Annotated in this window: 10 protein-coding genes and 2 pseudogenes; 6 read left to right on the forward strand and 6 right to left on the reverse strand. The window is 39.8% G+C overall.

What is annotated here, in order from left to right; translation table 11 throughout:
• Positions 1–187 precede the first annotated feature (187 nt).
• Positions 188–301, reverse strand: coding sequence for a cytochrome b6-f complex subunit V (gene petG, locus AN486_RS05355; RefSeq protein ID WP_015078754.1), 114 nt, complete (start codon positions 299–301; stop codon positions 188–190).
• A gap of 429 nt (positions 302–730) precedes the next feature.
• Between petG and AN486_RS05360 the strand changes: the two genes are divergently transcribed.
• The 3 genes from AN486_RS05360 (at position 731) to secA (ending at position 4,961) form a co-directional block, all read left to right on the forward strand.
• Positions 731–1,105, forward strand: a complete 375-nt coding sequence (locus tag AN486_RS05360) for a cytochrome c (RefSeq protein ID WP_053541411.1) — start codon at positions 731–733, stop codon at positions 1,103–1,105.
• A gap of 277 nt (positions 1,106–1,382) precedes the next feature.
• A complete protein-coding gene (locus AN486_RS05365; RefSeq protein WP_053541090.1) occupies positions 1,383–1,919 on the forward strand; it encodes a cytochrome c in 537 nt (178 codons plus the stop codon).
• Between the two features lie 261 nt (positions 1,920–2,180).
• Positions 2,181–4,961 carry a preprotein translocase subunit SecA gene (secA, locus tag AN486_RS05370; RefSeq protein ID WP_290599502.1) on the forward strand — a complete coding sequence of 927 codons (2,781 nt, stop codon included), beginning with the start codon at positions 2,181–2,183 and terminating at the stop codon, positions 4,959–4,961.
• Positions 4,962–5,291: 330 nt separating this feature from the next.
• On the opposite strand, the gene AN486_RS05375 is transcribed toward secA, so the two are convergent.
• Both AN486_RS05375 and AN486_RS05380 read right to left on the reverse strand, forming a co-directional pair.
• Entirely contained in the window at positions 5,292–5,870 is a 579-nt protein-coding gene (locus AN486_RS05375) for a Uma2 family endonuclease (RefSeq protein WP_039204374.1), read from the reverse strand.
• A gap of 25 nt (positions 5,871–5,895) precedes the next feature.
• Positions 5,896–6,480, reverse strand: a pseudogene (locus AN486_RS05380) (Uma2 family endonuclease).
• A 166-nt stretch (positions 6,481–6,646) separates the two neighbouring features.
• Here AN486_RS05380 and gloA point away from each other — a divergent pair.
• From gloA to AN486_RS05395, 3 genes are all read left to right on the forward strand, one after another.
• The gene (gene gloA / locus AN486_RS05385) at positions 6,647–7,039 is read left to right on the forward strand and encodes a lactoylglutathione lyase (RefSeq protein WP_027402811.1); all 393 of its coding nucleotides are present in this window, start codon (positions 6,647–6,649) and stop codon (positions 7,037–7,039) included.
• Between the two features lie 92 nt (positions 7,040–7,131).
• Complete coding sequence (gene clpB / locus AN486_RS05390) at positions 7,132–9,750, forward strand: ATP-dependent chaperone ClpB (RefSeq protein ID WP_290599503.1); 2,619 nt, start codon at positions 7,132–7,134, stop codon at positions 9,748–9,750.
• A gap of 30 nt (positions 9,751–9,780) precedes the next feature.
• The gene (locus AN486_RS05395; protein WP_290599504.1) at positions 9,781–10,410 is read left to right on the forward strand and encodes a methyltransferase domain-containing protein; all 630 of its coding nucleotides are present in this window, start codon (positions 9,781–9,783) and stop codon (positions 10,408–10,410) included.
• Between the two features lie 156 nt (positions 10,411–10,566).
• On the opposite strand, the gene AN486_RS05400 is transcribed toward AN486_RS05395, so the two are convergent.
• The 3 genes and pseudogenes from AN486_RS05400 to AN486_RS05410 form a co-directional block, all read right to left on the reverse strand.
• A complete protein-coding gene (locus AN486_RS05400) occupies positions 10,567–10,929 on the reverse strand; it encodes a hypothetical protein (protein ID WP_053541086.1) in 363 nt (120 codons plus the stop codon).
• Positions 10,930–11,300: 371 nt separating this feature from the next.
• Positions 11,301–12,044, reverse strand: a pseudogene (locus AN486_RS05405) (DUF4351 domain-containing protein); the annotation flags it as partial.
• A gap of 80 nt (positions 12,045–12,124) precedes the next feature.
• A complete protein-coding gene (locus AN486_RS05410) occupies positions 12,125–12,316 on the reverse strand; it encodes a hypothetical protein (protein WP_290599527.1) in 192 nt (63 codons plus the stop codon).
• Between the last annotated feature and the right edge of the window lie 752 nt (positions 12,317–13,068).

Genomic DNA, 13,068 nt, shown 5'->3' on the forward strand with positions numbered 1-13,068 from the left:
CCCAGAACTAATAACGTAGCGTGGCGTAAGCCATAGTTCCGGGCTAATACCCAAAGTCCACTTTAGCAGTCTTCTTTAGAAGACTTCTGTTATTAGCCTCAGAATGAATTCTGAGGCGGGTGTTAGGACTGAGGCAAGAGGTCTATGGTAAAGGCAATACTCCTCACTCCCAACTCATCAATCAATATCAGCCGCCCAATTCTGTAGGACGCTTATATTGTCTATAGGCAGCGTAAAATAAACCGCTTAAAGTCACAAAAACTAAACCAAGCACAATACCTGATAGTAGGGGTTCAACCACTGTAAAGCTCCTTGTTGCAATTATTGAAAGATTTGATTCCTGTTTTTCATTTTACCAAATTTTGCATTAATCCCGCGTTCCATAGTAGCTTTAAATTTGACACTCCCCGGTCCAAAGACGCGAGAATTCTATAGAGAGTTTCAGTCTATATCTCTCAGTTATCCCAGCTTCAGGCAGGGTTCCTTCAATATTTCGGTTCTTGCCCTGATTCTGTTTACCATTACTGGCAGAATCATCTCTGACAAGCGTAACTTTCCGAGAGTCCCCCGGTAGGTTTTTAATGTCTTTGCTTACAATCTGATTGTATCACGAATATAGATTAAAATATAAATACTAGATAAAAATTATCATTTGTACTTGCGAACACCATCAAGAAATTTTAAGCTATGTGTAGGAAATGAAAACTTGCACATTGTCAAAGCAAACCTTTTGGATAACCAGCTAATCAAACCTGAAACCCTCATTCAACAGATCGTTATCTTCATCGTAGCGATACTGATAGCCCTCCCATTGATCCTGTTTGGGATTGAGATCGTCAAAGCCTCCGATCCTTATGTTAAAAGTGTTCTATCCCGTCAAGGCAACCCAGTCCAGGGGAAAGCTATTTTTCAAATCAACTGTGCTGGCTGTCATGGTTTAGACGCAACCGGACTAGTTGGTCCAAGTTTACGTGAAATCTCCAAATATAAATCCCGCTATGGACTAATTCATCAAGTAACTAGTGGGGAAACTCCCCCCATGCCAAAATTCCAGCCCAGTATCCAAGAAATGGCAGACCTTTTAAGCTATCTAGAAAGTCTATGAATAAGTAGGTTGGCGTTGAAAATTGTCGTCATAGCAAGGCAAGAGGCAAGAGGCAAGAGGCAAGAGTAAAGAAGTTTTCAGCGATTTTACGTTTCTTTACACAGTTTGGTTTTATTGTGTTCACCTACTTAGTTGTGCATAATTACGGGAGAAAGAAGAAGGAGTACAATTCTAGAGATTGCTATATTCTTGGATGTCCAGACGTTTGATTAAAAGTTTTTATAAGATTTTTCATATAAAAAACCATTTCTCAACGCAAAAGTAAATTGAGAACTTTATGCCAAATTTAGTTAAAAGTAAATCCCACCGCCGACTAAAACGCCAACTACTTATGGTGATGCTGGTGATTTTTGCTTGGAGTGTGGCTATAGGCTGGATATTGGGATTCGCCACTAGCGCCCACAGTGCAAACCCGGTGGACTCAATTGGGACTGTTGATGTCATACCAGCACAATATCAACCAGGACAAGAACTGTATTTAGAAAACTGCTCATCTTGTCACATCGCATTACCACCTGCTGTATTTCCTAGCCAAACTTGGAAAAATCTTTTACAGGACTCCCAGCACTATGGCGCACAAATTAAGCCCTTAGATAAGGTTTCACATTTCTTGGTATCAAAATATCTTTACACTTTTTCCCGTGTACAACTACAAGAGGAAGCAACACCCTATCGTCTCAAGGACTCTCGTTATTTTAAGGCTTTGCATCCCAGTGTGAAATTACCCAAACCTGTAACTATGAGTAGTTGTGTAAGTTGTCATATTGGGGCTGATAAGTATAATTTCCGCAGCCTCAGTGCAGAATGGGAGTAGAGTTAGGGGGCAGGGAGAAATAATTTAATGACAACTGACTAATGACAACTGACAACTTACTAATGAAGCAGTTTAAATATTAAGATATTAATTGAAATCTATGATTGTATAAAGGCGACAGGTTTGCTTTCATTCGGTTTTTGAGTAAATTCTCATTTTACACCCATCCATAAGCAAAAGGGCTGGGTTACATTAAGTGTCTATAATCGAATAACCAAAGCTTTAATCTCCATTCCTCTTGATTTAATTCTATAAACTGCCATGCTAAAACTTTTGTTGGGCGATCCCAACGCTCGTAAACTTAAAAAATACCAACCTTACATTACAGAAATTAACCTCTTAGAGGAAGATATTAAGCCGCTATCTGATGAACAGTTAAAAGCTAAAACCGTCGAGTTTAAACAACGGTTGGCTAAAGGCGAAACTCTAGATGATATTTTACCGGAAGCCTTTGCTGTGGTTCGGGAATCGGGGCGGCGTGTCTTAGGATTGCGACATTTTGATGTGCAATTACAGGGTGGGATAATTCTGCATACCGGACAAATTGCCGAAATGAAAACTGGTGAGGGGAAAACTTTGGTAGCGACTTTACCAAGTTATTTAAATGCCCTGACTGGTAAGGGCGCCCACGTAATTACTGTGAATGATTACCTGGCGCGTCGGGACGCGGAATGGATGGGTCAGGTACACAGGTTTTTGGGGTTAAGTGTGGGGCTAATTCAGTCCACTATGACCCCCAGCGAGCGCCAAAAAAATTATGCGTGTGATATTACCTATGTCACCAATAGCGAGATTGGCTTTGATTATCTCCGGGATAATATGGCTACATCTATGGCTGAGGTGGTGCAACGTCCGTTTAATTTCTGTGTGATTGACGAGGTAGACTCGATTTTAGTTGATGAGGCGCGAACTCCATTAATTATTTCTGGTCAGGTGGAAAGACCGACAGAAAAATACCTGCAAGCGGCGGAAATTGCTTTTAGTCTCAAAAAAGATGAGCATTACGAAGTTAATGAAAAGGATCGTAACGTTCTCTTGACAGATGAGGGTTTTGCTGAATCGGAAAGTCAGTTGGGTGTGACAGATTTATTTGACCCGGAAGACCCTTGGGCGCATTTTATGTTTAATGCGATTAAAGCTAAGGAATTGTTTCTCAAGGATGTAAATTATATTGTCCGCAATGATGAAGTGGTGATTGTGGATGAGTTTACAGGTCGGGTATTACCGGGCAGACGGTGGAGTGATGGGTTGCATCAGGCAATTGAAGCGAAGGAACACGTAGAAATTCAGCCAGAAACCCAAACTTTGGCGACAATTACCTATCAAAACTTATTTTTGCTGTATCCCAAGTTGGGGGGAATGACGGGAACGGCGAAAACGGAAGAGGTAGAATTTGAAAAGATTTACAAACGAGAAGTCACGATTATTCCCACTAACCGGATTAGAAGACGGGAAGACTTGTCTGATATGGTGTTTAAGACTGAACCAGGGAAGTGGAGAGCGATCGCTAAAGAATGTGCTGAAATGCACGAAAATGGTAGACCTGTGTTAGTGGGGACAACCAGTGTCGAAAAATCCGAACTTCTCAGCCGACTCCTCAAGGAAATAGATATTCCCCATGAGTTGCTTAACGCTAGACCAGAAAATGTGGAGCGGGAAGCGGAAATTATTGCCCAAGCTGGACGCAGTGGGGCTGTAACTATCGCTACCAACATGGCAGGACGGGGTACAGATATTATCCTGGGTGGTAATTCCGAGTATATGGCGCGGTTGAAACTACGGGAATACTTTATGCCCCGCATTGTCAGCCCTGAAGATGATGAATTTGGCGTACAAAGGGCTTCGGGACTACCTATGGGTGGTAGCGGTGGTGGACAAGGCTTTGTTCCTGGTAAAAAGGTGAAAACTTGGCGGGCTTCTCCAGAAATTTTCCCCACCCAATTAAGAAAAGAAACAGAACAGCTTTTAAAAGCGGCTGTAGAGGTGGCTGTTAAGGCTTACGGTGAACGGAGTTTACCGGAGTTGGAAGCAGAAGATAAGGTGGCTGTGGCGGCGGAAAAAGCCCCGACAGATGATGTGGTAATTCAGAAGTTGCGGGAAGCTTACCAACAGGTTAAGCATGAGTATGAAGAGTTTACCAGCCGCGAACATGATCAAGTGGTGGAACGTGGCGGTTTGCACGTTATTGGAACGGAACGACACGAATCACGACGGATTGATAATCAATTACGCGGACGGGCGGGAAGACAAGGCGACCCAGGAACTACCAGATTTTTCCTCAGTTTAGAGGATAACCTATTACGAATCTTTGGGGGCGATCGCGTTGCCGGCTTGATGAATGCGTTTCAAGTGGAAGAAGATATGCCCATTGAGTCGGGAATGTTAACCCGCAGCTTAGAGGGCGCACAGAAAAAGGTCGAAACCTATTACTACGACATCCGTAAACAGGTGTTTGAGTATGACGAGGTAATGAATAACCAACGTCGGGCGATCTATGCGGAACGTCGCCGGGTATTGGAAGGTCAAGACTTGAAGGAACAGGTGGTTAAATACGCGGAAAAAACGATGGATGACATTGTTGATTATTACATCAACCCTGATTTACCTTCGGAAGAATGGGAATTGGATAAGTTGGTGGATAAGGTGAAGGAGTTTGTTTACCTGTTGGCTGATATGCAGTCTAGCCAGTTGGAGGATATGGTGGTGGTGGAAATTAAGGCTTTCCTCCATGAACAGGCGCGAATTGCCTATGATATGAAGGAATCGCAAATTGACCAAATTCAACCAGGTTTAATGCGTCAAGCGGAACGGTTCTTTATTCTCCAACGCATAGATACTTTATGGCGGGAGCATCTGCAACAAATGGATGCTTTGCGTGAGTCGGTTGGCTTGCGTGGTTATGGGCAAAAGGACCCACTGATTGAGTATAAGAGTGAGGGTTATGAGTTGTTCTTGGATATGATGGTGAATATCCGCCGTGATGTGGTTTATTCTCTGTTTATGTTCCAGCCTCAAGCGCAGCAAACTGCTGAGATGGTTTAAGGTAATATTTTCACGCGGAGACGCAGAGAGTTTTTTCTGCGTCTTTGTTTTAGGGACTTCCAAGAAATAAATTATCCTGATTAACGAACCACGGAGGCGCAGAGGACACAGAGGAATAAGGGTTTTGAGATATTTTTGCGTTAGGTGGTTTATCGGTTGTCAAGAGATTGCTTCCTTTCACTCGCAATTTTATCACTAAGTAGGTTGGCGTTGAAAATTGTCGTTATGGCAAGGCAAAAGGCAAGAGGCAAGAGGCAAGAGGCAAGAGTGAAGAGGGTTTAGGCGATTTTACATTTCTTTACACAGTTTGGTTTTATTGTGTTCACCTACTTACCAAATTTTACTCATATTCAACACAAACCTCGGTAAAATAGGATCACAACTCACAGTATCAGGATTTTCTAAACACTCTTCTACTTGTCCAGGACGATAAATATAAACTCGGCGATTTTTGCGGTCAATTAATAAACCTAATTGGATTCCTGGTTCTTGTATATATTCCTGCATTTTATCCTTTAAAGGCTGCAAGTTATCAGAAGCAGACCTTAATTCAATCACAAAATCAGGACAAATAGGTGCAAACTTCTCTTGTTGTGCAGGTGTAAGTTGATTCCATCTTTCTAACTTTACCCAAGCAGCATCAGGAGAACGTTTCGCACCTGTAGACAGTGTAAATCCTGTACTAGAAGAAAATGCTATTCCTGTACCATCTTCATCTGTCCAATTCATTAATTGTTGGATAATTCTACCTTCTCGATTTCCTGTTTCTGAACCTGCGGGTGACATGATTGATATATCTCCAAATCTATTTTTCTCAATCCGTAAATCACGGTTTAGTTGACAAAATTCAAAAAATTGATCATCTGTCATTGATGAAGGCATTTGTAACATTAAGGGAGATGAAAGCATAATAATTTCCTTCCGTTTATTTAGTTTACCAAATTTTATTCATATCCAAAACAAATCCTGATAAAACAGATTCACAACTCACAGTATCAGGATTTTCTAAACATTCCTCTATTTCTCCAGGATGATAAATATAAACTCGGCGATTTTTACGGTCAATTAATAAACCTAATTGGATTCCTGGTTCTTGCATATATTCCTGCATTTTATCCTTTAAAGGCCGCAAATTATCAGAAGCTGACCTTAATTCAATCACAAAATCAGGACAAATAGGTGCAAACTTCTTTTGTTGTGCAGGTGTAAGTTGATTCCATCTTTCTAATTTTATCCAGGAAGCATCAGGAGAACGTATTGCACCTGTGGAAAGTGTAAATCCCGCACTAGAAGAAAAGCCAATTCCTGTACCATTTTCATCTGACCAAATTGCTCACTGTCCAATAATATGAAATTCTCGATTTCCCGTTTCTGAATCAACAGGTGGCATAATTAATATATTTCCGAATTCATTCCTCTCAATGCGTAAATCACGGTTTTCTTGACAGAAATCAAAAAATTGATCATCTGTCATTTGCACTGATGAGGGAAAATGTAATATCAAAGGTGATGAAATCATAATTATTTCCTCCATCTGAAATTAAAATCAATTTTACCACAAGCCGTTGCTGAAATTAGTTAATATATAGTTACCAACGGTTGAGCAATTAAAAGCAGAATTAAACGCAGATTTCGTGGAAATTCCCTATAGAATATAAGATACAGGAATTAAACAAAGGGTAAATATGCGATTACTACATACAATGCTGCGGGTAGGTAATTTAGAAGAGTCCTTAACATTTTACTGTGATGTATTGGGAATGAAGTTACTCCGCCGGAAAGATTATCCAGCGGGAGAATTTACCCTGGCTTTTGTCGGTTATGGAGAAGAAAGTGATCATTCAGTTTTAGAACTCACCCACAACTGGGGCGTAGAAAAGTATGATTTAGGTAGCGCCTATGGTCATATCGCTTTGGGTGTGCATGATATTTACGCTACCTGTGAGACTATTGGAAAACTGGGTGGTAAAGTAGTCCGAGAACCAGGACCTATGAAACATGGTTCAACAGTAATTGCTTTTGTGGAAGACCCAGATGGTTATAAAGTTGAATTGATTCAGTTAAAAACTCCAGAATGATTTAGGGTAGAGGGTAAGAAGAGAACTTCTTTACCCATTACCCAAATCCCTCCTAAACTTAAATTACAAGTCTAAAATCTAAAATTTTACAAATGCAGCCTACAGATCCTGATAAATTTACTGATACAGCCTGGGAAGCGGTAACAAAATCCCAAGACGTGGTTCGTGCTTATAAACAACAACAATTAGAAGTTGAACATTTAATTCTCGCCCTTTTAGAAGAACCCACAAGCCTAGCTACAGCCATTCTCACCCGTGCAGAAGTTGATTCTGTGCGATTCAAACAACAACTAGAGGCTTTTACCCAACGTCAACCCAAAGTTGGTAAAAGTGATCAACTTTACCTGGGGCGGAATTTAGATTTACTTTTAGATAAAGCTAATGAAATTAGAGCCAAAATGAGAGAGGAGGAAATCTCAGAAGGGCATATAATTCTAGCGTTTGGTAATGATGAACGTGTTGGTAGACGGTTATTTAAAAGCTTAAATATAGATATTGCTCAAGTAGAACTTGGGGTTAAATCTGTTCGCGCTACTCCCAAAATCAAAGCATCTCCAAAAGCAGAAGCAGATGTACAAGAGGAAGCTTTAAAAAGATTTGGACGAGATTTAACGGAACAAGCTAAAGCAGGAAAATTAGATCCAGTTATTGGTAGAGATGATGAAATTCGCCGGGTAATTCAGGTTTTATCTCGTCGTAGCAAAAATAACCCTGTGTTAATTGGTGAGCCGGGAGTTGGCAAAACTGCGATCGCTGAAGCTTTAGCCCAAAGAATGGTGAATGGTGACGTTCCTGAGTCTTTAAAGAATCGCCAATTGATTTCCTTGGATATCGGTAGTTTGATTGCAGGAGCAAAATACAGAGGTGAATTTGAAGACCGTTTAAAGAATGTCCTCCGTGAGGTTACGGAATCAAACGGGCAAGTAGTTTTATTTATTGATGAACTACATACCGTTGTCGGGGCTGGTTCTAATCAACAAGGGTCAATGGATGCCGGAAATTTGCTTAAACCTATGTTGGCGCGGGGCGAGTTGCGTTGTATTGGTGCAACTACCTTAGATGAATATCGCAAATTTATTGAAAAAGATGCAGCATTAGAAAGAAGATTTCAACAAGTATATGTAGATCAACCGACAGTAGAAAATACAATTTCGATTTTGCGAGGTTTAAAAGAACGTTATGAAGTGCATCATAATGTTAAAATTTCCGATTCCGCTTTAGTTGCTGCTGCAACTTTATCAGCGCGTTATATTGCCGATAGATTTCTACCAGACAAAGCTATTGACTTAGTTGATGAAGCCGCAGCAAAATTAAAAATGGAGATTACATCCAAACCGGCGGAATTAGAAACCATTGACCGGCGTTTGATGCAGCTAGAAATGGAAAAGCTGTCATTATCTGGAGAAGAACAGAGTATTTCTCCAACTAGAGAACGATTAGAACGAATTGAACAAGAAATTGCCAGTTTAACAGTTAAACAGCAAATATTTAATGAACAATGGCAAGGGGAAAAGCAGATTTTAGAATCTATCAGCGGGTTAAAGAAAGAAGAAGATGCCATGCGGGTGCAAATTGAACAAGCAGAACGAGACTATGATTTAAACAAAGCCGCTCAATTGAAGTACGGTAAGTTAGAAGGTGTGCAACGAGAACGAGAAGTTAAAGAAGCGAAACTTTTAGAAATGCAAACTCAAGGTTCGACTTTGTTGCGCGAACAAGTCACCGAAGCCGATATTGCCGAAATTGTCGCTAAATGGACAGGAATCCCTGTAAATCGGCTTTTGGAATCAGAACGGCAAAAATTACTGCAACTAGAAAGTCATTTACATGAAAGGGTAATTGGTCAAGAAGAAGCCGTTTCCGCCGTCTCTGCGGCGATTCGTCGCGCCCGTGCAGGGATGAAAGACCCCTCTCGTCCCATCGGTTCATTCTTGTTTATGGGACCAACTGGCGTGGGTAAAACCGAACTCGCCCGCGCCTTGGCTCAATTTCTCTTTGATTCGGATGATGCTTTGGTGCGTTTGGATATGTCCGAATATATGGAAAAACACTCGGTTTCCCGCCTTGTGGGTGCGCCTCCCGGATATGTGGGTTATGAAGAAGGGGGACAACTTTCGGAAGCGATTCGCAGACATCCTTATTCTGTGGTGCTGTTAGATGAAGTAGAAAAAGCCCATCCCGATGTATTTAATATTTTGTTGCAGGTATTGGATGATGGTAGAGTTACTGATTCCCAAGGACGGGCTGTAGATTTTCGGAATACTGTCATAGTCATGACTAGCAACATTGGTAGTGAACATATTTTGGATGTATCTGGGGATGATTCCAAGTATGATTTAATGCGTAATAAGGTGATGGAAGGTTTGCGAAGTCACTTCCGTCCCGAATTTCTCAACCGCATAGATGACTTAATTCTTTTCCACGCTCTTAATCGTTCAGAAATGGGGCATATTATCCGTATTCAACTCAAACGGGTGGAAAATCTGCTCAAAGAACAAAAAATCTCTTTTGAAATATCCCAAGCCGCTTGTGATCATCTTGTGGAAGCTGGTTATGACCCAGTTTATGGCGCACGTCCATTAAAACGGTCAATTCAACGCGAGGTAGAAAATCCTCTGGCTACGAAGTTACTGGAAAATACTTTTGTTTCTGGTGATACTATCATCATTGATAAGGCTGAAACTGGGTTAAGTTTTAGTAAAAAACTTTAAGCATTTTCATTAGTAAATAGGGGGCTTTCTATGGAATTGATTTCTTCTTTAGGGATTACAAGTTCGCAATATCTTTCCAAGGAAAGATTTATTAGTTATCATCATCAGTCGCGGTTATTGTTTTCCTTGGGTAGTCAAGTTAAAAATGTTCTAGAAATTGGTATTTTTAATTCTTTGTTTACAGAAATACTCCGACAAAATAACTATAACGTAACTACGGCGGATATTGATCCTAGTCTCAAACCAGATATAATCTTGGATTTGACGGCGGACTTTATACTACCAAAAGATAAGTTTGATGCAATTGTTCTGTTTCAGGTATTAGAACATTTTCCTTATGAAAAATCTGAATTAGCATTGCAAAAACTCGCCGCAATTACTAAGAAATATTTGGTGATTTCGATTCCCAATGCTACTGAATATCTATCATTGCAAATCAAAACTTCTTTTCTACTTAAAGCCAGACATTTACTCTGGGAAATTCCCCAATTTTGGAGTACAACACCACTTTGTGATGAACATTATTGGGAATTGGGATTGAAAGGATATCCCAAAAAGCGGTTTTTGGAATCTGTTGCTAAAGCTGGTTTGATAATGAGGGAAGAATATGTTGATCCTACTTTCCCATATCACTACTTTTTGATCTTAGAAAAAATATGAGTGCGATCGCTTGTCTAATACCAATTCTGTATAAAGATGCCCCAAATTTAGAAAGGAACGAACCACAGAGGCACAGAGAACACAGAGGAGGAAAAGACAAGGTTACAAAATTCAACGCAGCTTCATAAAGAAATGGTATAAGATCATGAGAATATCCTACTCGGTTTTCTTTTTGGTGGGACGTTTCCGTTCTGATTTCTTCTTGAAACCTACTGCTTGGGCTGCATCACTATCTGACCCAAATTGACCTTTTACTGCTTCTTTCATGGCTAAAACAGCATTATGGAACTCCCATTCTGCTTGTTTGGCTGCGTCTGCGGAGGCTTTAAATAATGCTTGTTTTTCGGTTTCTTCTTGTTGTCTTGTCACCATTTCTGCATAAGCTTTTTGTAATGCTTCCGGTGTGGCTGCTACACGAGCAGTGGTATAACCAGAGACGGCTTTGAGTCCGTTGTAAGAATCTATGTCTTGCTGGAGGTTGCTAGGGGTGATGCGGCGACTAGTATCTGGGGCTGGCATGATAACTTTGTTGTTAAAAATATTTGTATCAGTTTACTATACAATGTTTATTTATGGCAAGACGTTATTTAGATTTTTTATTTGAGTAGATTTGGATTGCTAAACAATGCTTATGTATTGATATCTAATATTTTTGTTTTTTATGCAATGCTTAAAGAATAAATGACAATGGTTTAAAATTGCAATTTAATCTTTTTAGCATTGCTAACATTAAGTCATCAGCTAAGTAGGTTAGCATTGAAAATTGTCGTTATGGCAAGGCAAGAGGCAAGAGGCAAGAGGCAAGAGTGAAGAGGGTTTGAGCGATTTTACTTTTCGTTACATATTACTCTTCGAGAAGCCGCTTCGCGTCTACGGTTTTTTCCGTTCACCTACTTATCTGTTTCTTGTGGTTTCTGTTGCTTTAACCAAGTTTCTAAATCAGCAACTTGTGAAAAATCTAACAAAGCATCTGCTAAATTTTCCAGTTGTTCTATAGACAATGATTGAACTTGCTCGATTAATGATAATTTAATTTCACCAAATCGGCGATTTATTAGCCGTAAAACTAGACGTTCTTCTCCTTTTTGTTCTCCTTCTAGTCTAGCTTGTTCTTTATCTCGTTGATAAAATGGTGCTAACCGCATAATTAACTCCTTATCTTCTGGTTCTGAACTTTTATTGATCTTTAAAGTCTGTTGGAGGTTGTAAAGCAATTCTAACGTTGCTTGTTGGAATGGGTAATTAGTTGGTAATGTTTCTAATTCATCAATTGCTCTTTTTTGTACTGTTTCCCGTCCTAATAGTCTTAACCATAGGGTTTCGGGTGTACGTGGTAATTGATGAATAGCGACAATGGCTGTATTCAAGTAATCTGCTAAAAAGTAGATTCCTGCTGGCCAATTAGGGTTTTCTATGGCTCTAAAGCCGGATAATAGGGTTTGTGATGCTGTTGGTGTCAGAACCCATAGTTTAGGTGTTTCTATGGTAGCTATGGGGTTTTTATTCCGTTTTGCTTCTCGTTGTAATGCACCTCTCACTTCTAATGATTTTAACAAACAATCACAGATTTCTTCTTTGCTTGCTGGATTGCGAAAGGGTTCAAAGATAGCAGGTGTAGCTGCTAGTTTACCTACAGCAAATTGTCATCAAACCCGGAACAAGAACCCCACCCCCAACCCCCTCCCCGCAAGCGATGAGGGGGCTAAGATGTACCTTATATGATTGGAAATCGCTGTAACAATCCTAATATCTCGATGTCGGCGGTTTGTGTGCTGACGGGGGAAAATAATACATCTATTTCCCTGATTTCTCTAGCTAAATGGCTGGGGGCTTCAACTTGTCCAAAGGGTTTTAGTAGTTCTTCTAAATAGTCTTTGGCGAATTGGTCATGGATAAAGCGAGTCACAAGTGGTTTTGTAAAAATATTTAAGATAGTTCTTCCTTATCAAGTTCAGGATAACATATTTTAAATGGGATGTCAATAGATTTATTACCTTTTTTTGGCGATGTTTTTAAGGTGTTAAGAGTTAATGTTTTATTGGGTTGGCAAATAGGGTTATTATTTTTTTCTCACGCAGAGACGCAGAGGCACGGAGAGTTAATTTGTCTGTTTGCGAGATAGTTCTTCCTTATCAAGTTCACGATAACATATTTTAAATAGGAAGTCAATAGGTTTATTACCTTTTTTTGGCGATGAATTATGAATGGATGATAAAAATATTTTTTTGGATTGTTATCTGATGCTTTGGGAATAATTGTCTGAATCAGGATGTCCAGGATTATAGGATTTGCAGGATAATGGAAGATAGTTCTTCTTTATCAAGATACTTCGGGAATAATTGTCTGAATCAGGATGTCTAGGATTATAGGATTTACAGGATGATATGTATAAGAGTCATTATTGTGGATGATTTATGGGTTTTACTTTAATTATTGCGTCATTTTCTATCTAAGCAGTTTTATATTTATGGGTTTGGTAGTTGTTCTTAATGGGTTTTGGTGAGTTAATGATGAATTACGCAAAGCAGAATTAGTTTTGTGAGAGTTTCCCACAAAATCGCACTATATTTATTTAACTCAAGCATGATCTTATTCAGGATTTTAGTAATTTATCAAGTATTTTGACACTTATAATCCTGTAAATCCTATAATCCTGGA

The sequence above is a fragment of the Anabaena sp. AL93 genome, from assembly GCF_001672085.1.
GTDB classification, from domain to species: domain Bacteria; phylum Cyanobacteriota; class Cyanobacteriia; order Cyanobacteriales; family Nostocaceae; genus Dolichospermum; species Dolichospermum heterosporum.